The sequence below is a fragment of the Paenibacillus sp. FSL R10-2782 genome, from assembly GCF_038592985.1.
Taxonomy (GTDB): Bacteria; Bacillota; Bacilli; order Paenibacillales; family Paenibacillaceae; genus Paenibacillus; species Paenibacillus terrae_C.
Map to the genome: position 1 here is coordinate 3396682 of NZ_CP151951.1, position 18696 is coordinate 3415377.

16 protein-coding genes and 1 tRNA gene are annotated in these 18696 nt (G+C 46.2%); 6 read left to right on the plus strand and 11 right to left on the minus strand.

The window, feature by feature from the left end:
• Nucleotides 1-60: 60 nt before the first annotated feature.
• From ptsP to aroA, 4 genes are all read right to left on the minus strand, one after another.
• Entirely contained in the window at nt 61-1806 is a 1746-nt protein-coding gene (gene ptsP / locus NST83_RS15360; RefSeq protein WP_342414812.1) for a phosphoenolpyruvate--protein phosphotransferase, read from the minus strand.
• Nucleotides 1803-3686 (minus strand): glucose PTS transporter subunit IIA, encoded by a 1884-nt coding sequence (locus NST83_RS15365; protein ID WP_137063649.1) that lies wholly within the window; start codon nt 3684-3686, stop codon nt 1803-1805. Before NST83_RS15365 ends, ptsP begins: the two co-directional genes overlap by 4 nt.
• A gap of 382 nt (nt 3687-4068) precedes the next feature.
• The gene (locus tag NST83_RS15370) at nt 4069-4503 is read right to left on the minus strand and encodes a CoA-binding protein (protein WP_044648631.1); all 435 of its coding nucleotides are present in this window, start codon (nt 4501-4503) and stop codon (nt 4069-4071) included.
• A 34-nt stretch (nt 4504-4537) separates the two neighbouring features.
• Nucleotides 4538-5830, minus strand: coding sequence for a 3-phosphoshikimate 1-carboxyvinyltransferase (gene aroA / locus NST83_RS15375; protein ID WP_137063650.1), 1293 nt, complete (start codon nt 5828-5830; stop codon nt 4538-4540).
• Between the two features lie 269 nt (nt 5831-6099).
• Between aroA and NST83_RS15380 the strand changes: the two genes are divergently transcribed.
• Entirely contained in the window at nt 6100-6405 is a 306-nt protein-coding gene (locus tag NST83_RS15380) for a rhodanese-like domain-containing protein (protein ID WP_014282339.1), read from the plus strand.
• Nucleotides 6406-6642: 237 nt separating this feature from the next.
• On the opposite strand, the gene gndA is transcribed toward NST83_RS15380, so the two are convergent.
• Nucleotides 6643-8049, minus strand: a complete 1407-nt coding sequence (gndA, locus tag NST83_RS15385; protein ID WP_342414813.1) for an NADP-dependent phosphogluconate dehydrogenase — start codon at nt 8047-8049, stop codon at nt 6643-6645.
• 187 nt (nt 8050-8236) lie between these two features.
• Nucleotides 8237-8836 (minus strand): hypothetical protein, encoded by a 600-nt coding sequence (locus NST83_RS15390; protein WP_137063652.1) that lies wholly within the window; start codon nt 8834-8836, stop codon nt 8237-8239.
• Nucleotides 8837-9115: 279 nt separating this feature from the next.
• On the opposite strand from NST83_RS15390, the gene NST83_RS15395 reads away from it, so the two are divergent.
• Nucleotides 9116-9748 (plus strand): DUF1054 domain-containing protein, encoded by a 633-nt coding sequence (locus tag NST83_RS15395; protein ID WP_137063654.1) that lies wholly within the window; start codon nt 9116-9118, stop codon nt 9746-9748.
• Nucleotides 9749-9774: 26 nt separating this feature from the next.
• Here the strand turns inward: NST83_RS15395 and NST83_RS15400 are convergent, their stop codons facing one another.
• Entirely contained in the window at nt 9775-11058 is a 1284-nt protein-coding gene (locus NST83_RS15400) for an MFS transporter (protein WP_342417967.1), read from the minus strand.
• 186 nt (nt 11059-11244) lie between these two features.
• Here NST83_RS15400 and NST83_RS15405 point away from each other — a divergent pair, with 186 nt between their 5' ends.
• A complete protein-coding gene (locus NST83_RS15405; RefSeq protein ID WP_137063655.1) occupies nt 11245-12720 on the plus strand; it encodes an aminotransferase class I/II-fold pyridoxal phosphate-dependent enzyme in 1476 nt (491 codons plus the stop codon).
• Between the two features lie 122 nt (nt 12721-12842).
• On the opposite strand, the gene NST83_RS15410 is transcribed toward NST83_RS15405, so the two are convergent.
• Both NST83_RS15410 and NST83_RS15415 read right to left on the minus strand, forming a co-directional pair.
• Nucleotides 12843-13148: a DUF1292 domain-containing protein gene (locus tag NST83_RS15410; protein ID WP_025684269.1), complete on the minus strand. Its 306-nt coding sequence runs from the start codon at nt 13146-13148 to the stop codon at nt 12843-12845.
• 79 nt (nt 13149-13227) lie between these two features.
• Nucleotides 13228-13785, minus strand: a complete 558-nt coding sequence (locus NST83_RS15415; RefSeq protein WP_137063656.1) for a copper amine oxidase — start codon at nt 13783-13785, stop codon at nt 13228-13230.
• Between the two features lie 200 nt (nt 13786-13985).
• Between NST83_RS15415 and NST83_RS15420 the strand changes: the two genes are divergently transcribed.
• Entirely contained in the window at nt 13986-14750 is a 765-nt protein-coding gene (locus NST83_RS15420; RefSeq protein ID WP_342414814.1) for an MBL fold metallo-hydrolase, read from the plus strand.
• A gap of 120 nt (nt 14751-14870) precedes the next feature.
• Here NST83_RS15420 and NST83_RS15425 read toward each other — a convergent pair whose 3' ends face one another.
• Together NST83_RS15425 and NST83_RS15430 are read right to left on the minus strand one after the other, a co-directional pair.
• Entirely contained in the window at nt 14871-15107 is a 237-nt protein-coding gene (locus tag NST83_RS15425; protein WP_137063658.1) for a DUF3892 domain-containing protein, read from the minus strand.
• Between the two features lie 88 nt (nt 15108-15195).
• Nucleotides 15196-15639: a GNAT family N-acetyltransferase gene (locus NST83_RS15430; RefSeq protein WP_137063659.1), complete on the minus strand. Its 444-nt coding sequence runs from the start codon at nt 15637-15639 to the stop codon at nt 15196-15198.
• A gap of 141 nt (nt 15640-15780) precedes the next feature.
• On the opposite strand from NST83_RS15430, the gene NST83_RS15435 reads away from it, so the two are divergent.
• Both NST83_RS15435 and NST83_RS15440 read left to right on the plus strand, forming a co-directional pair.
• Nucleotides 15781-15852: transfer RNA gene (locus NST83_RS15435), tRNA-Val, on the plus strand.
• 449 nt (nt 15853-16301) lie between these two features.
• Nucleotides 16302-18020 carry an NAD-dependent malic enzyme gene (locus tag NST83_RS15440; RefSeq protein WP_342414815.1) on the plus strand — a complete coding sequence of 573 codons (1719 nt, stop codon included), beginning with the start codon at nt 16302-16304 and terminating at the stop codon, nt 18018-18020.
• Nucleotides 18021-18696 lie beyond the last annotated feature (676 nt).

Consider the following 18696-nt stretch of genomic DNA (forward strand, 5'->3'; position numbering starts at 1 on the left):
TTATCCATGGTTTTGAAGGTGTTTTTTTTCAAGACAGGCTTCACAGCCATTGCAACATAATTACTGCCGTCCAGGCCCGACTGAAGTACAACTGACACTAACTGCGGTCAGCTTGTCTTCGATCGCTGCGCCAGTAGACATGCCGAAGCACGCCTGGGCAACCAGCGTTGCCTCAGCTGCGGACGTGTTCAGCACACGATGCTTGACTCGCAGCAAGGACTGAGGAGACATGCTTAGCTGGTGTATTCCCAACTCCAGCCACAAGGGAATGGAGCGTTCATCTCCTGCCATTTCACCGCACACACTCACATCAATCCCCGCTTGATGAGCTGCCTCTGCTGTCATACGCAGCATCCGCAGCACAGCCGGATGGTATGGATGGTACATATGGGCAATCTGCTCGTTCATACGGTCTACAGCCAGCACATACTGTACCAGATCATTCGTGCCTATACTGAAAAAATCTGTTTCAGCAGCGAGTAGATCGGCAATCATTGCTGCCGCTGGCACCTCAATCATAATCCCTTGCTGGATATGTGGATTGTAGGCAAGCCCTCTCGCATCCAAATCCGCCATAGCTTCCTTCAAGATCGCATCCGCCTGGCGGATCTCCTCCACCGATGAGATCATCGGATACATGACCTTGATATTCCCTGCCACACTGGCACGTAAAATAGCTGTCAGTTGTATCTTGAATAATTCCTTCCAATCGAGACTGATGCGTATAGCACGATAGCCGAGAAACGGGTTTTCCTCCACCGGCAGTTGAAGATAGTCCAGTGGTTTATCCCCGCCGATATCCAATGTACGGATAACAACGGAGTGGCTTCCTGTCTTTTCTGCTACCAGCCGATACACCTCATACTGCTCATCTTCATCAGGTGCAGAGTTTCGATCCATATATAAAAATTCCGTGCGGAACAGTCCAACACCCTGCGCCCCATGCTTCAATGCTGCCTCCAGTTCCTTAACAGAACTGATATTTGCTGCCAGCCTCAGTTCAGTTCCATCCTTGGTCACGGCTTCCACGGAAGCGAGCACTTGAAGCTGTTCTTTTCTGCGGAGCTGCTCATCACGTAATGCCATATAATGATCAATAATGGATTTCTCCGGCTTCACATAAACCTTACCCAAGTCTCCATCGACAACCATCATATCCCCAGTCTGGACAGGCAAATTGAGATTGCTCTCCAGTCCCGAAACGAGCGGGATGCCCATCGCACGGGCCATGATCGCAGAATGCGATGTTTTGCCCCCATTCATTGTCACAATTCCTAATACATAGCTTGGATTCAAGTGGGCCGATTGAGATGGAGAAAGCTCCTTGGCGACCAGAATGTAAGGCTGCGTGTCCTTCGGAAGAGTTACTTCCGGCGCACCCAGCAAATGCTTGAGCAACCGATTCCCCACATCCTTGATGTCAATCGCCCGCTCCTTCATGTATTCATCATCCAGCAGATCAAACATCGTCACAAAATGGTCAATCGCTTCCTTGACAGCCACCTCGGCTGCTTTATATTGACGCTCAATGATTCCACGAACTTCGTTCATGAATTCAGGGTCCTCCAATATAGCCAGATGCGCATCAAAAATGCTGGATTCCTCCGGTCCCACCATTTCCCGAAATTCATCCTTAATAAACTGGATTTCACTTTTGGATGTGCGTATCCCTTCATACAACCGCTCGAATTCCTTTGCGAGATCCACCGCATCCATTTTCTGCTCAGGTAAATCCCACTCCCAGCTCGGCAGGACAAAAGCCTTCCCGATTGCCACACCTGTTGCGGCGCCGATGCCTTCTATCATGTTTCTACCCCTCCAACATTCCTGTCATGCAGCACAACGGACATTACCGAGGTCTGACCTTTTTTCACTGTTTTAAACGGAGCAAAGCTCCATGACTTCACTCGATCCGGGTTCGTAATGACCATGGGGGTCACTAAAGATGGAGCTTGTTCCCGCAGCGCCTGCAAATCAAATTTGATCAGCAATTGTCCCGGCTCCACCGTATCGCCTGCTTCTACCATAGCAGTAAAATTCCCTTTTAGCTGTGAAGTATCAATCCCTATATGAAGCAGAACCTCAATTCCCTCTCGTGTAGAGATGCCCAAAGCGTGCATGGTCGGATACAGATGCATAACCGTACCATACACCGGAGACACAAGTTCACCTCGTTCGGGAACAAAAGCAACTCCGTCCCCGACCAGCTTCGTTGCAAAAATTTTGTCCGGCACCTCGTGAATCGGCAGCATTTTTCCGTGCACAGGAGCGTTGAACAACACTTGAGGAAGATCACGCTCCATAAGCTTCGCGATTTCCTCACGAATCAACTCCGAATACGTACCGAATACAACCTGCAAGTTACCCCCGCCCAGATTGATCAGTCCGGCCGAGCCCAATGCTTTTATCGCTCCGGTATCAATCAGCCGATCATTGTGGACGGTGAGACGCAACCGTGTAATGCAGGCTTCCACCCGAACTATATTTTCCTTCCCGCCAAGCGCCTCCAAAATAAGGGGAGCGCTGTAGGGAATATTGCCTGCCCAATCCTCCAGAACTGAACCTTCCTCGCGACCTGGAGTGGGAATACGGAACCTTCGAATCGCCCACCGGAATAGCACATAATATACCAGCCCATAGGCCACCCCTAATGGAATCAACAACCAGGCGTTATGTGACAGATGGAAATTGAGTACGTAATCTATAAAACCCGCTGAATATGAAAAACCGTGATGAATATCCAGCTCAAAGGTAAGCCACATGGCTAGACCGGACATGACCGCATGAACAAGGAACAAATATGGAGCGGCAAACAAAAAGGCAAACTCGATTTGTTCCGATACACCGGTAAAAAAGCAGACCAGTGCAGCAGTCAAAAACGTCTTTTGCACCTTCGGCTTCAAGTCTTCACGCGCTTCCTGAATAATCGCCAGCGCAATGGCTGGAATCGCAAACATCATGATCGGAAACAACCCTGACATAAAATAGCCCGCCGTCGGATCGCCAGCAAAAAACCGGGGTAAATCTCCCTGCACTATGTTGCCTGACGGTGCTTTATATGTACCCAGTTGAAACCAGAATATATTATTAAGCAGATGATGAAGGCCAAAAGCCGCCAGCACCCGATACAAAATACCGTAAATAAACAATCCGAAGCCGCCCAAGTTCAATTCCAGACCTGCTATAAATTGCAATCCTCTCTGAATGAGTGGAGCCACAATCAGCATCAGTCCTGCGAACACGGCGGAGAACAAGCCAATCAGCAGTAAAACAAATCGAGTCCCTCCAAAAAATTGGAGTACCTCAGGCAACTTAATGCTTTTGAAGCGGTTATACGCCACCCCTGAAATGACACCCAAAATGATGCCGATGAGCGTCGCGGGATGAATGAGTCCGTTTCCAAATCTCAATGTGACCTGATCATATATAGCCATACCAGCCAATGCCGCCAGTCCTGCCTGACCTGCCTGATTCGACATGCCGAGTGCTACACCAACCGCAAACAAGTACGGCAAAAAATAAAAAATCCCACGCCCTGCTGCATTAGCCATTTCAGACACCATTGGAAATCCCCAAGCGGACCAGGGAAGGCTGCCTAGACTTAGTAATATAGCAGCGGCCGGTAACACCATCGTCGGGAGCATGACAGCCCGACCAAGCTGTTGTAAGGATCCGAGCCAATTCATGGCATTCCTCTCCTTTCTATCCCTGATGGTAAGCCGAATAAATACTTTTGTCAAAGCGATTCTCTTGCTTGATAAAAAATACTTGTATACGTTTGTAAAAGTTTGAATGACTCCATTAAAACGACTTATTTAAGTTATATTTTGCTTATTTATCAGCTTGGAGCAGCGATTCCATAACCAATAAAATAAGCGAATTCACCTAGATATATCAGTATAATGGCATACATACATTATATGGATTCCTATAAGTATAATATACGGCGCCTGACTAAACTTACCAAGCAATTAAACGAAAAAAAGAAAAGCCAAATATAGTCTAATTTCACACTAAAAACCTTCTCCCCGATGAAATACGGGGAGAAGGTTTTTCTTCATATCCAGATTATCCTTTCCGTACAGCTTGGGTTACGGAATCCTCTACCTTAATGCAGCGATCCATAATAACCGTCATTCCATGCTCCTGCGCGATGTCAGCGGCTTCCTGGCTGATAATGCCCTGTTGAAGCCACAAAACCTTGGCACCAATGGCAGCTGCCTCACGAGCAACCTCAGCGCAATACTCACTGCGACGGAATACATTGACCAATTCGACAGGCTCAGGTACTTCTTCAAGACTTGCATAGCAAGTTTCTCCTAAAATCGTTTGCCCCGCTGCCGCAGGATTAACCGGAATAATCCGGTATCCCCGCTTTTGCATAGCATAAGACACCATATACGAGGTTCGGTCTGATTTATCAGACAAGCCTACAACCGCAATGTTGCCTACCTGCTCCAAAATGCTTTTGATTTCTTCTCTTGACGGATTTTCAAAAGCCATCCTGTCTCCTCCTGTTCACTTCTAAAGCTTATTATTATTTTACCCACTCTACAGAGGCGCCAAGCGTCGTCAGATGGTCAAAATATTGCGGATATGATTTGGCAACATGATGCGCATCCTTGATCACCAGCGGTTTCTGGGCCCGTAGACCGACTACCGTCAAAGCCATAATAACACGGTGATCAAAATGCGCATTGATTTCAACGCCGCCTTCGACCCCCTCCGGTCGGCCATGTACGATAATTTCAGCCTGACGTTCCTCCACGCGAGCTCCGGCCTTGGTCAGTTCGTTCAAATAATCGGTAATGCGGTCACATTCCTTATACCGCAAATTTTCCACATTATAAAAACGGGACGTACCCTCAGCAAATACAGCAGCAGCCACCATCGCCAGCACCGCATCGGTTGCAGCATCGCCGTCAAACTCGATGGCCTTCAAACGGCCATTCCCCTTCACGACAACTGTGTCGTTCTTGTGCGTCAGCGGTACTTCCATCATACGAAGCACATCTACAATAGCACGTTCTCCCTGCTTGCTCTGCTCCTTTAGCCGATGGATGGTGACATCCGAGTTCGTTACGGCAGCCGCTGCCAGCACCGCGGCACTGCCTGGGTAATCCCCCTGCACTGTATACGTGCGCGGCTGATAAGATTGTCGTCCCGGAACACGGAAAGACATATAATCGTCACTTGCATGAATGATTATACCTGCCTCTTGGAGCACCTCCAGCGTCTGACCAATAACCACCTTGGATTTCAGATCATGCAGCACCTCGATTTCGCTGTCTTCCTCCAGTAAAGGTGTAAGGAACAGCAATGCGCTCAAATATTGTGAGCTAACCGAACCGGACACCTGTATTTTGCCGCCCTTAGCTTGACCGCCCTGGATACGAATAGGCAACTTACCTTCGCGATGGTCCACTCTTACACCCAATTGGCCCAGCGCATCAATTAGATCATCATGGGGTCGTTTACCCAATGAGTCAGGATATGTATTAACGAAGGTAACATCCGGGCATAAGGATACAACTCCCATCAAAAAACGGAGCACCGCTCCGGCATTCCCTACATTTAACTCCTTCACAGCACGAGGATGGCTACCAAAACCCGTAATGACAATTTTTTCGTCATCCTCTTCCAGCACTGCCCCCAGATCAGCGATACAACGACGCATAGCATCACTGTCCTCACTGTGTGCCGGAAAATAAATGGTACTTTGCCCATCGGCGAGCGCCGCTGTGAGCAGATAACGAGTAGTGTAGTTTTTGGAGGATAAGGCCCCAATCTCTCCCTGCAGGGAAGGGGTAGGTCTAACGATAACATCCATATTGTGCATGCTCCTTTTCGATTCAAACCATCCTAGTTTACGTTAATTATACAAGCTGTAGTGTTCATTTCTCTACCAAAAAAATATACAATATTCATCTAGGTCTTTCGGAGTTTAATCCAGCAGGTCGATTCGTCTTTATCTGCCTTTAGGTTCAGCCTAATTGACAGCTTAGAGATCGCTTCGCTATCATACATAGAGAGTGTGATGTTTTGCACACGTCAATAACACACGCAGCACCCATTTTACATTAGAAAAGAGGTCCAGCCATGACGCAAATCGCCCTGATTGAACCTTCTGAGCTTCGCGCACGCCTGCAAGCAGGAGAACAACTGCAATTGATCGACGTTCGCGAGGCAGAAGAAGTAGCGGAAGGCATGATTGACGGTGCCAAGCATATTCCGCTCGGACAGATTCCGAGTCGCCTTGAGGAAATTGAACGTACCGGTGAAATTATCTTTATTTGCCGGAGCGGTTATCGCAGCGAACGAGCCTGCGAATATTTACAACAGCTCGGTTATGAAGGCTGCACTAACATGACCGGCGGTATGCTGCAATGGTCACAAGAACAGTAAAATACTGCTCACCACAAGAGACGGGATCTTCCCGTCTTTTTGTTATAACCCAAAGCTTAGACGCGGTAATGCGTTAAAATATTTTTTTGTTCTTATCATACCACAGCGCCAAAAGGTTACACAATCCTCCAGCTTCATCCTCATCCAATCAACCTTCCACGAAATCAAAAAAACGGAAGCTTCTTCTACCACAAGGGTAAAAAAAACTTCCGTTGTATTACATTTTCCATCAATTTATTAGAACCATTGGTGATGGAATACGCCTTCTTTGTCCACACGTTTGAACGTATGCGCACCGAAGTAGTCACGTTGTGCTTGCAGCAGATTTGCTGGCAGACGCTCAGTACGGTAGCTGTCATAGTATGCGAGCGCACTGGAGAAGCCTGGCACTGGAATACCTTGAGATACAGCCACGGAAATCACCTGACGCCATGCGTTTTGATAGGTTTCTACTACATTTTTGAAGTAGGAATCCAGCAACAGGTTTTTCAGAGCAGGATCGCGGTCATACGCATCCTTGATGTTTTGCAGGAATTGCGAACGGATAATGCAGCCGCCGCGGAAGATCATAGCTATTTTTCCGTATTTCAAATCCCAATCGTATTCGTCAGAGGCTGCACGCATTTGGGCAAAGCCTTGAGCATAGGATACAATTTTACTTGCGAACAATGCTTTACGTACGCTTTCGATAAATTCTTTTTTGTCGCCACTGAAGGATTCTGCATTAGGACCGCTCAGTACTTTGCTTGCTGCAATACGCTCATCTTTCATAGCTGACAGGAAGCGGGAGAATACGGATTCAGTAATCATGGATAATGGCACGCCCAGATCCAGCGCGCTTTGGCTTGTCCATTTACCAGTACCTTTTTGACCTGCTGCATCCAGAATAACGTCTACCATTGGCTTACCTGTTTCGGAATCATATTGGGAGAAGATGTCAGCCGTGATTTCGATCAGGTAACTGTCCAGTTCGCCTTTATTCCATTCTGTGAAGATTTCATGAAGCTCTTCTGCATTCACATTCAGGACCGATTTCAGCAGGTGATAAGCCTCACCAATCAATTGCATGTCGCCATACTCGATACCGTTATGCACCATTTTTACATAGTGACCTGCACCGTCAGGACCAATATATGTACAGCAAGGATCGCCGTCTACTTTGGCAGAGATTGCTGTCAGAATCGGCTCTACCAGCTTGTAGGCACTTTCTTGTCCACCTGGCATAATTGCAGGACCGTTCAAGGCACCTTCTTCACCACCGGATACGCCTGTACCAATAAAGCGAAGTCCTTTTTCCTCCAGCTCCTTACTGCGGCGCTGTGTATCAGGGAAGTAGGCATTGCCTCCGTCTATAATAATGTCGCCCTTGTCTAGATGAGGCACAAGCTGCTCAATCGTGGCATCCGTTGCTTTACCAGCTTGAACCATGATCAGGATTTTACGGGGCGATTCCAGTGAGTTCACAAATTCTTCAATGGAGAAAGTACCCGTCAATTTCTTACCTTCTGCTTCTTTGATAAGATCATGCGTTTTTTCGGGAGAGCGGTTAAATACCGAGACGGTGAAGCCTCTGCTCTCAATATTAAGGGCCAAATTCTTACCCATTACCGCCAGGCCGATCACACCAATCTGCTGTTTTGCCATCTGGTTCCTCATCCTTTGCAACATATTTTTTATTCTATATCGCCGCTTTACCGCATTACACTTTATGTGAATCGGAACACGTGCAGTTCTATTTTAACGTTTTTGGTGTCAGAAGTGAACCCCTGTCTATTCGCAGATCAAAACACCCCATTTTCATGAGGTGTTCAGTTATACTAAATCTACATCATTATGCTTCCATCATCAGCAGTTGGCGGGATAGCGCTTGCAGGCGTTCATGGCAGCTCTTGGTTCTAATCGTATCTCTCTCTGTCATTGCCTTGAACAACTTCTCCAATTCATTATCCACTTCCATTCTGAGCAGCAGCAGTCGGGTCTCTCCCTCATTGGAAATGTACATATCCTCCATCTCCTGCGCTGACAGCACTGGTCCCTTCTGATAAATGACGCGTTGCTTAAAACCGGTAACCTCCACCAGACGAATGACCTCACCGAACAAAATATTCTCCACCAAAATATGATGGTCCTTGACTCTTTTGACAATGGCATGGCCTCGGGTGCTTCCAATCAGCTTTTCCAACCACTCAGCCAGCTTGGCATCGCGGATCACATAATCTCCGGCCAACTTGTAGTGCCCTGTACGCAATTGTTGAAAACGAAGCTTCACCAGCTTGCGCCCGGTTCTTACCGACAGCACCAGGTATGACTCATCCTCGCTCCAGTACAGCGAATACCCTTCCGATATCAAATCCTTGATCAGATTATGGATATGCCGACGGCTAAACCGGAGCTCCAAATTGCAATATTCTACCTCGCAGCCCTTGTTCACGGCATTCCCTCCTTTTTCAAGTCCGATTCAAGAAGTCCGGCTACAGCAAGCCTGCGGCTTTCCCGCTTGATCTTCCCTTGCTCTATTTTATACTTCATTTTATGTAAGGGTACTTGGTTATTTGACCTATTTTTATGAGTAACAACGCACAATCCTACTTTTGCCTTATGCGCTTGTCCCAAACCCGGCCTAAAGTCGGCCAAGCCTGCTGACGTTATGCTATAATCGGACATATTACGCCACACGAAATGGCTTAACCCAGTTACAGGAGGAAAAGGTATGACGTTCAATGGATTTACAGTAAAGGACTTTGATGTTTTTGAAATACCGGGGCTGGAGCCTCGCATGGAGGTACTGATTGAACAGGTTCGACCCAAACTGGAAGCGATTGGTGCGGATTTGGCTCCTTTCCTGACGGACTTGTGTGGCGAGCCTATGCACGTTCACGTTGCAAAGCATGCACGGCGCAAAGTAAATCCGCCCAAGGATTCCTGGGTAGCTTGGGCGGCAAACAAGCGTGGATATAAGGCGTTGCCGCATTTTGAGGTAGGGATGTTTTCTTCTCATCTGTTCATCATTTTCGCAATTATTTATGAAAGCCCCAACAAAACCACGTTTGCCCAGGCACTCAAAGCCAATCTGAGCGATGTCCGCACTAGCCTACCTGAGCATTTTTACTGGTCCATGGATCATATGGCCCCGGAAGGTACGGAGCAAAAACAAATGGATGAGAAGAATTTTCAAACGATCATTGACAAGCTGCAGCAGGTTAAAAAAGCCGAGGTCATGTGTGGTATCCGTATTGACCGGGACGACCTGCTCGTCGGTGACGGGGCTGCGCTGCTACAGACGGTGCGTTCCACTTTTGAGCGTTTGCTGCCGCTGTACCGAATGGCTTTTCCGAAAGAGTAACCGGCCTTAGCTAATCAAGCTGCTAATCAGGCTTCAGCCGTCTTTCTGCGCGGATTACGTGCCAAAGCCAGATGACAGCCGAACATGAGCAGCATTACAACTCCGCTGATGATAAATGGAGCTGTGTGTCCTGCACGGTCCCACAGCACTCCTGAAACGAGCGGACCGATGACCATACCTGAACCTTGGAGTGTCAGAAAAAAGCCCCATATCGTCGCTCGCTCGCTTTCTGGGATCAATTTGGCGAGGAACGTGTTCCATGCAGGCAAAATGAGCGCATACCCCAAGCCAATGAGGGCTACGGATACAAACACAAGCGGAATGGATCGGACGGCGGAAAAGAAAAACAGCGTAATGCCGGCAAGTAAAAAACCAGCGTGCAGAAAGTATTCTGTTCCGAGCCGATCCACTAGCTTTCCGCAAGGAATAAGCGCCAGCACCGTCACCCCGCCGCCCGCGATCAAAAATACACTGTACAGATTCGGCGAAATGCCGAGGTCTGTCCGGGCGTACAGCGTTAATACTGGGCTGATCAGACCGATAACAAACGACTGCAAAAACAGCGCCGGGTAAATTAACGGGTTTACATCAAGTTTTGTTTTGAGAGAGTTGAGCGTTTCCTTGATTCCTACCAGTAGCTGCTGCTTTTGCTTCGCGAGACCGTCGGAGGACACCAAGGCGCTCCGTTGCAGCGCTCCTTTGTCAGCAGATTTTTTGCGTCCAGGCAGCAAAAGGGAGACCAGCAATAACACAATGCTGCATCCTGTCAAAATCATAAACACCATTCCGTAGGAATGACCATAATGTGCCATAGCGAAATTCATAACAAGCGGCCCCATTCCAGTTCCGCCCATGGACGCAATTTCCAATGTGCCCATCGCCGCACCATTGCTGTTATTTGGCCCGGACATTTCAGTCGTTCCAGTCATGACACAAGGCCAGAGCGGAGAAGTGCCCAGACCGAGCAGCAGACAGGCGACTACGAGCCACACTGGCTCTGTGAGCACGCTTAGCATGATCACCGCTACAAGTGTAAACAGCAACGCGGACGACATCGTTCCCCGGTAGCCGAGCCGTTCAGCTATCCAGCCTGCCGGTGCCCGGAACGCATTGTCGCCAAAATACTGGAGCGAAAAGGCCAGACCGATGATTCCGGCTGACAGTCCGAGCGTTTCTCCCATATATACCGGAAGGATAGCTACCAGAAGAGATCCCTTCATAAATTCAACCAGAAATACCAGTACCCATAATTCCGCAAAAAAGGGAGACCATAACCGCCGAGGATTTTTTTCTCTTCCGATTTGCTTCATCTGTCCCACATCCTCTATCTTCGTTTTTTCGTCATGAAGTCCGGGCTGTCCCCATGCTCCTCTCATTCACAAATAAAAGCACCATCAACCGCTTGCAATCCTACTTCAAACTGCTATACTCAATTTTGTTCTATTATCACTTGCCAGGATTGTCGAAATCCTGCACGAAAGGTTGTGACAACACTAATGAATCAAAGCAACACCCCGCTTTTTACTGCTTTGAAAAAGCACGCTCAGAGCAACCCGGTTCAATTTCACATCCCAGGTCATAAAAAGGGAGTGGGCGCAGATCCGGAATTTCGCGAATTTATGGGGGATAATGCCTTTTCCATAGATATGATCAACATTGCTCCATTGGACGATCTGCATCAACCTACGGGTGTCATCGAAGAAGCCCAAAAGCTTGCGGCAGAGGCCTACGGAGCAGATTATACTTACTACAGCGTACAGGGTACAAGTGGTGCTATCATTACTATGATTATGTCCATCTGCTTGCCGGGTGATAAAATTATTGTACCCCGAAATGTACACAAATCTATAATGTCTGCCATTATATTGTCTGGAGCAAAGCCTGTATTCGTATCTCCGGTCAGTGATGAAAATCTTGGTATTCACCACGGGATTACAACCAAGTCCGTACGCCGGGCACTGGAACGCCATCCTGACGCCAAGGGCGTCCTCGTCATCAACCCGACATATTACGGTGTGTGCGCCGATTTGAAAGAAATTGTTGATCTCGCTCACAGCTATAATGTGCCGGTCCTGGTCGATGAGGCCCACGGTGTACTCATTCATTTTCATCCTGATCTGCCAATGTCCGCCATGGAAGCGGGAGCAGATATGTCAGCTACAAGCGTCCACAAGCTGGGCGGTTCCTTGACACAAAGCTCCATTCTGAATGTGAATACCAAAAACGGATACGTCAATCCGCAACGTGTGCAGACGATTTTCAGTATGCTGACAACGACTTCCACTTCCTATATCCTGTTGGCTTCTCTGGACACATCACGCCGCAATCTGGCTCTTAACGGCCACGAAATAGCACAACGTGCGCTTGATTTGGCTGAATATTGCCGTGCAGAGGTCAACAAGATTGAAGGACTATATTGCTTCGGCAGTGAAATCCTTGGTACAGAGGCTACCTATGATTATGACGCGACCAAAATCACCATTCATATTCGTCATCTAGGTCTTACTGGGTACGATGTAGAAAATTGGCTGAGAGACCATTACAATATCGAGGTTGAGCTTAGCGATATGTACAATATTCTCTGTCTGGTGACCCCTGGGGATACGAAAGAGGACATTGAGATTTTGTTGAAGGCTCTGCGCGAGCTGGCCGCTATTCATTACTCTACAGGTCAGCTACATGAGCTGATTGTGAAAATACCGGAAATTCCGCAACTTTCACTCATTCCGCGAGACGCTTTTTATGGAGATACTGAAGTGGTGCCATTCAAAGAATCTGCGGGACGCATTATTGCAGAATTCATTTATGTATATCCACCAGGTATTCCGATCCTGCTGCCGGGCGAAGTGATCTCACAGGACAATATTGATTATATTGTCGATCATGTGGAAGTAGGCCTGCCTGTTAAAGGGCCTGAGGATCGAACGGTACATCAAGTGAAGGTTATCGTCGAAACGGACGCTATTTCCTAACACTCCTGAGCCGTAACAAGCTCGGAAAATCTTGTAAGCATCTTAAAAGCTTAACAAAAAAAGCCCCCGTTTGGGGGCTTTCTCATTAGCTTACAAAGTTGTAACAGCCAATAGAACCAATGTTATTCGTATTGAGCAACCAGTTCGCTGTATGCCTCTTCTACACGTTTCCATTCATCTTCGTCCTCAATATTGTAAAGCACCATTTCCTCGTTTTCTTCTTCCATACGAAGAATAATGCCGTCTGCTTCAGGATTGCCACGCTCCAGCAGGAGAGCGTAAACGTGATTTTCTACGTCAAAGGTCTCTACCAGCACCATTTCTACATCTTTGCCATTTTCATCAGTTAGCGTAAGAACCATTTCTTCATGTTCGTGGTCATGATCGTGGTTGCAGGCTTCACCGTGTTCATGTTTGTGATCACTCATGGAAATACCTACCTTCAAATTGTTTTATTTTCCCCCGTATCGTAACATGATCAAGGGTACAGGTCAATTTGTGGTATGCCTAATTTATCGCTGTAATGACTTTTTCGGACACCAGTGTATAGCTGCCGTCTTTGCTTTCTTTAATGTAGAAACCGACTCGATAATTTCCTGCTGTTTTAAAATCATACGTAAAGTCGTTTGTACGGAACCAAAAGTTATCCTTTTGTGCTCCACTGATATCCTGGGACTGAATATCTTTCACATTACCCGTTGGGTCGGTAATCGCTACCTTCACTCCGGAGATATCCGCTTTCAGCGTATCAATCTGACTGAATACATTGAATTTCACTTTGTTGCCTTTATTCACGTTGCCGAACACCGTATCCCCCTTGAACAAGAACATGTGTACATTGGGTTGGTCGAAAACAACTTTTCCACCGGACGGATCAAAACTGACAATCCCGTTAAAATCCCGAATAGGAACATATGTTTTGCCATCAATGACAACCGCGCCATCCTTCGACACCTCACCGTTAATAATCAGCTTTACTTGGTCCTTGGCGGATTCCGCCGAAATAACGGTCCCTCCCATTATCGAAAAGGCCATTACTAGGGCCATAACTTTTCTCCATTTCATCGCTAGATATCCCTCCATCATGATCTGTTAAATAACTTCTGTCTTACATTTATACCTAGCTCAGTTCCACAAGTTGCGCTAGGCATCAGAAATTGTCCAAAGTTTTTGATATGGAGTAAATCTTTAATTACTAATCGTATAGATGGTAAGATACGACTGTAGAGGATTTATACACATTTAGCCAGGAGGGTGAAATACGAATGAGCCTAACCATACAAATGCTGGGCACAGGCAGTGCCTTTGCCAAAAAATATTACAACAATAACGCATTGCTGGACAGCGGAGAAGGCAAGCTGCTAATCGACTGTGGAACAACCGCTTCGCTGGCTCTTCACCAAATGGGCGTCCCATTGCCCGAAATTGACGCCATTCTAATCACCCATATTCACGCCGATCATGTCGGAGGTCTGGAAGAGTTTGGCTTTCAATTGAATATCCTTCATGGTCGCAAACCTGTGCTTTGTATCGCAGAGCCGCTAATTCATCTATTGTGGGAAAATACACTTAAGGGCGGGATGTCACAGCAAGGCATGGTTGACAAGCTGGAGGATGTGTTTGAGGTAAATGTGCTGACGCCTGGTGAATCCACCAACCTAGTATCCGGCATCAAAGTTGAACTCATTCCTACTCGTCATATCCCCGGTAAAGACAGCTACTCCCTGTTCATTAATGACCGTCTTTTTTATAGTGCGGATATGACCTTTGATCCAGGCCTGCTGAATCAACTGGTACACGAGCGGGGCTGTCGCAGCATTTTGCATGAGGTTCAATTACAGGGTGCAGGAGAAGTCCATACGACGTTGGACGAGTTGCTCAGCTTGCCAATCCCGCTTCAAGAGCAGATTCATCTTATGCACTATAGTGACGATATGGAGCAATTCAAGGAAAAAGCTGGAGTCATGTCCTTTCTGGAGCAGCAGCGCGTATACAACATTGTGGAGCTGGAACGCACAGAGCAAAAATAATACTGGATTCAAAGTGAGAAAGCAAAAAGCCGCCGGGTTTCCAACTGGAAAAGAACCTGGCGGCTTTGCCATATACTTGCGTGTAATTATGTGCTTAGTGATAGATGCTTGAAATGAACGTCAGAACAACGGCAATTGATCCAAATTATTCGTAGGATCTCCATCAGCATCGCCACGAATCCGTTTGCTTCCGTCCTTGGCTTTGAATACATTGACCCCGGCAATCGAGCCTGCTTCAATTTCATTCAGAGCCTGACTGTAATCCAAAACTCGTCCGGTAGATGTCTGAAATGACGTCAGATCACCATCACCGTTTTTACGTACTGCCGTAATTTGTTCCCGTTCTGCATTAGCCATGCTGCATCGCTCCTTATCCATAGTGTAGTGGAGGAACTTTTACTAGCATGCACCCTATACAGAATTATATGCATCTTTGGGCTGCCGGCTACAGCTTTTTGCGCATGCGTACATGTGGAATCCCGGCATCGTTGAAAGGTTCTTCCGAAATCGTCTCGTAACCGAGCTTCTCGTAAAACTTTTCAGCTTGACATTGAGCATCCAGTAGCGAATGCCGCAGCCCCAGCTCCCGTGCGCGTTCCTCCAGAGCCAGCAGTAATATACGTCCGTAACCTCCGGAGCGATGCTCCTTGAGAACTGCAATACGTTGCATTTTAGCTGTATCTTCCTCATAATAGGTCAAGCGTCCCGTTGCCACCATCTCACCATGATCAGAGATCAACAAATGATGTGCAGTATCCCCCAGCTTGTCAAAATGGTCAATTTCAATATCGGCAGGAACTTTCTGCTCCTCGACAAACACCTTGGTACGGATTAATATCGCTGCCTGTAGCTGTTCTTCTGTCGTCACACTAATAATTTCTGCGGCCATCATCCGCCCCCCCTTATCACTGCTTCAATTTGCGAACCCACTAAATTTGAATTATATATATAAATGGTAATGAAGTACAAGCTTATTTCTATTTTTCTACTTTACAATTATGGTTAATACATGATATTATCTAATAACCGAAGGACGGTAGCTCAGCGGGAGAGCATTATCTTGACAGGGTAAGGGTCATGGGTTCGATCCCCATCCGTCCTATACGTCAAAAGCCTTGATACTCAAGGCTTTTTTATTTGCCTGAAAATAAAAAAATCTCATAGTTAGAACTCCAAGTGACTTATTGTGTATATCCCCCTTCTCTCTTCTTCATTCACTTTATCCACCTGTTATAAAAATCTCTTCCTATCTATGAAAATGAAATAAATTCTATTCCTGATTGAAAGAGCCACTCATCTCCACAGTAGCTTTGCCGTGACAAAATTTACATTTTATAAAATTTATTGAAAATATAATGAAAATTAAATGATGTTTTCAAATAATAATGATTGAAAAACTTTTTCATTTCCATAAAATTTCTTATGTAAACACTTATATAACTATTTTTCACACAACATACTTGTTCACTTGGTTTAAAATAAGGCGTATACTGGTTCACGAATTGTTCAAGTTTTAACTAAATGTAATTTTCTAGAAAGAAGGAATTAGAAATGCGTGCTTTTCAATTGACTGAAGATGGTTCTATCGAAACCAAATTAACTGGAAAGGAATTGCTGGCTAATCCATTGCTGAATAAAGGAGTGGCTTTTACTCTTGAAGAACGGCAGCAGCTTGGACTTGACGGTCTCCTTCCTCCTACCATATTGACCATTGAGGAACAGGTTCAACGGGTTTACGAGCAATTTCAGAGCCAACCGGATGATTTGCGTAAAAATATCGCGTTAAACGATCTGTTTAACCGGAATACAGTCCTATACTATCGCTTGCTCTCCGAGCACCTAAGCGAAATGCTTCCGATTGTTTATACTCCAACGGTCGGTCAGGCTATACAGGAATACAGTCATGAATACCACAAACCCGGCGGTATGTATCTATCTATTGATAACCTTTCCGCCATTAAAGAAGCTTTTAAAAATTTGGACCTGGACCCTGAGGATATTGACCTCATCGTAGCCACGGATTCCGAAAGTATTCTGGGAATCGGGGACTGGGGAGTTGGTGGAATTAATATCTCCATCGGTAAGCTTGCTGTATATACTGCCGCTGCCGGTATTGATCCTAGCCGGGTGCTGGCAGTTGTTCTTGATGCAGGTACGAACAACGAAAAACTATTGGAAGATCCTTTATACATGGGGAACCGTCACAAGCGTGTTCGCGGAGAACAATATGACCAATTTATTGACACCTATGTTCAGACTGCACTGTCTTATTTTCCGAATGCGCTACTGCACTGGGAAGACCTGGGCAATATCAACGCCCGGAACATTATCAATAAATACGGAAGCAGTATTTTGACATTTAATGATGATATTCAAGGCACTGGTGCAGTTACGCTCGCAGGTGTTATGTCTGGTGTCAAACTGTCTGGAGTCCCACTGAGCAAGCATCGAGTTTTGGTCTTTGGTCCAGGAGCCGCTGGTATCGGTAATGCAGATCAAATTAGTGCAGCCATGATGCTGGAAGGACTATCGGAAACCGAAGCAAGAAGTAACTTCTGGGCTTATGATTACCGCGGTCTGCTTACTAATGAAACAGAAGGACTTTTCCCATTCCAGGTTCCTTATGTACGGGACGCCGCAGAATGTCGTGATTGGGAACGTGTGGAGGACGGCAAAATTCCACTTCTTGAAGCCATTCGCCGGGTGAAACCAACCATTTTGATCGGAACCTCCGGTGTTACCGGAGCATTTAGTGAGGAAATCGTTAAAGAAATGGCAAAGCATACAGAACGTCCTATTATTATGCCTATGTCTAATCCGACTCCACTGGCTGAAGCAACTCCAGAAGACTTGATCCACTGGACTGAAGGAAAAGCATTGATTGCAACAGGCAGCCCTTTTGAACCGGTAACCTATAATCATGTTAAGTTTGAAATTGGACAATCCAATAATGCTTTCGTGTTCCCCGGTCTTGGACTTGGCGCGATTGTAGTGAAATCCAAAATCATCACAGACAGCATGTTCGCCGCCGCTGCCCATGCAGTAGCCGATAGGGTCGATTTGTCTCAGCCTGGAGCTTCCCTGCTGCCGAAAATCAACGAGTTGCGTGAAGTATCTGTAGCTGTAGCTGTAGCTGTTGCGGAGGCTGCGGTCCAGGATGGCGTAGCACGTCACCAGCCCGATGATATCCGCCAAGCGGTTCGGGATGCAATGTGGGACTGCAAGTATAGACCGATCAAACAGAATGGCAATGCAACGGTCCTGGTTTAAGATTAGCGATCAACGACAGGTTGTACTTGCTTACAAGCAAAGTAATTATTGATTACCCGATGTCCGCCAGTCATTTGGCGGACATCTTCATTATTGGAGGCGACATCATGGCTACAGGTCATATTTTCATCATTTAGTTCCTATTTTCTTTGTCATTTTAATTGGTTATTTTGCAGGCTTGTTAAAGCATTTAACCCTGTTTCTTAGGATTATCGGCTTTTATATCGTATTGTTCGTAGGGTATCGCTTAATAGCCAAAAAAGCTCTAGCCGCATCTGCATTTGTCATCAGCTCAGTATTGTCGCTTATTTCCCTCCCCTTGCTCATTTCATTGCTTATTATTTAAGGGACAGAATTTTTTTCTATAAGCCTCGACGTGATGCATACATATACATGACCTTAGGGTGCCCATCTGTTACTTAATCTCTTATTTTTTAAATATTGTCCAAACAATAAAATGAATTATTCATGCAGACAAACGGTGGTTCCACAATGTTATTTAGATGTAAGCCACCGCTTTTTATTATAGATAATCCCATTTTTTCTATATGAAAATGAAAATAATATTTGTCGGTTTTTGTCACTATATTTCACTAATATGTAACCGATATTCTCCAAATTTAATAAATACCTAACATTTAGAAAGCAAATTGACGAAGTATATAAGAGATAGGTT

Excerpts from the sequence above, each read along its gene's own strand:
- NST83_RS15395 (WP_137063654.1), top strand. The coding sequence starts at position 9,116 with ATGACGTTCAATGGATTTACAGTAAAGGACTTTGATGTTTTTGAAATA.
- NST83_RS15400 (WP_342417967.1), bottom strand. The coding sequence starts at position 11,058 with ATGAAGCAAATCGGAAGAGAAAAAAATCCTCGGCGGTTATGGTCTCCC.
- NST83_RS15405 (WP_137063655.1), top strand. The coding sequence starts at position 11,245 with ATGAATCAAAGCAACACCCCGCTTTTTACTGCTTTGAAAAAGCACGCT.
- NST83_RS15420 (WP_342414814.1), top strand. The coding sequence starts at position 13,986 with ATGAGCCTAACCATACAAATGCTGGGCACAGGCAGTGCCTTTGCCAAA.
- ptsP (WP_342414812.1), bottom strand. The coding sequence starts at position 1,806 with ATGATAGAAGGCATCGGCGCCGCAACAGGTGTGGCAATCGGGAAGGCT.
- NST83_RS15440 (WP_342414815.1), top strand. The coding sequence starts at position 16,302 with ATGCGTGCTTTTCAATTGACTGAAGATGGTTCTATCGAAACCAAATTA.
- NST83_RS15365 (WP_137063649.1), bottom strand. The coding sequence starts at position 3,686 with ATGAATTGGCTCGGATCCTTACAACAGCTTGGTCGGGCTGTCATGCTC.
- NST83_RS15415 (WP_137063656.1), bottom strand. The coding sequence starts at position 13,785 with ATGAAATGGAGAAAAGTTATGGCCCTAGTAATGGCCTTTTCGATAATG.
- NST83_RS15430 (WP_137063659.1), bottom strand. The coding sequence starts at position 15,639 with ATGGCCGCAGAAATTATTAGTGTGACGACAGAAGAACAGCTACAGGCA.
- NST83_RS15410 (WP_025684269.1), bottom strand. The coding sequence starts at position 13,148 with ATGAGTGATCACAAACATGAACACGGTGAAGCCTGCAACCACGATCAT.
- NST83_RS15425 (WP_137063658.1), bottom strand. The coding sequence starts at position 15,107 with ATGGCTAATGCAGAACGGGAACAAATTACGGCAGTACGTAAAAACGGT.
- NST83_RS15380 (WP_014282339.1), top strand. The coding sequence starts at position 6,100 with ATGACGCAAATCGCCCTGATTGAACCTTCTGAGCTTCGCGCACGCCTG.
- NST83_RS15370 (WP_044648631.1), bottom strand. The coding sequence starts at position 4,503 with ATGGCTTTTGAAAATCCGTCAAGAGAAGAAATCAAAAGCATTTTGGAG.
- gndA (WP_342414813.1), bottom strand. The coding sequence starts at position 8,049 with ATGGCAAAACAGCAGATTGGTGTGATCGGCCTGGCGGTAATGGGTAAG.
- aroA (WP_137063650.1), bottom strand. The coding sequence starts at position 5,830 with ATGGATGTTATCGTTAGACCTACCCCTTCCCTGCAGGGAGAGATTGGG.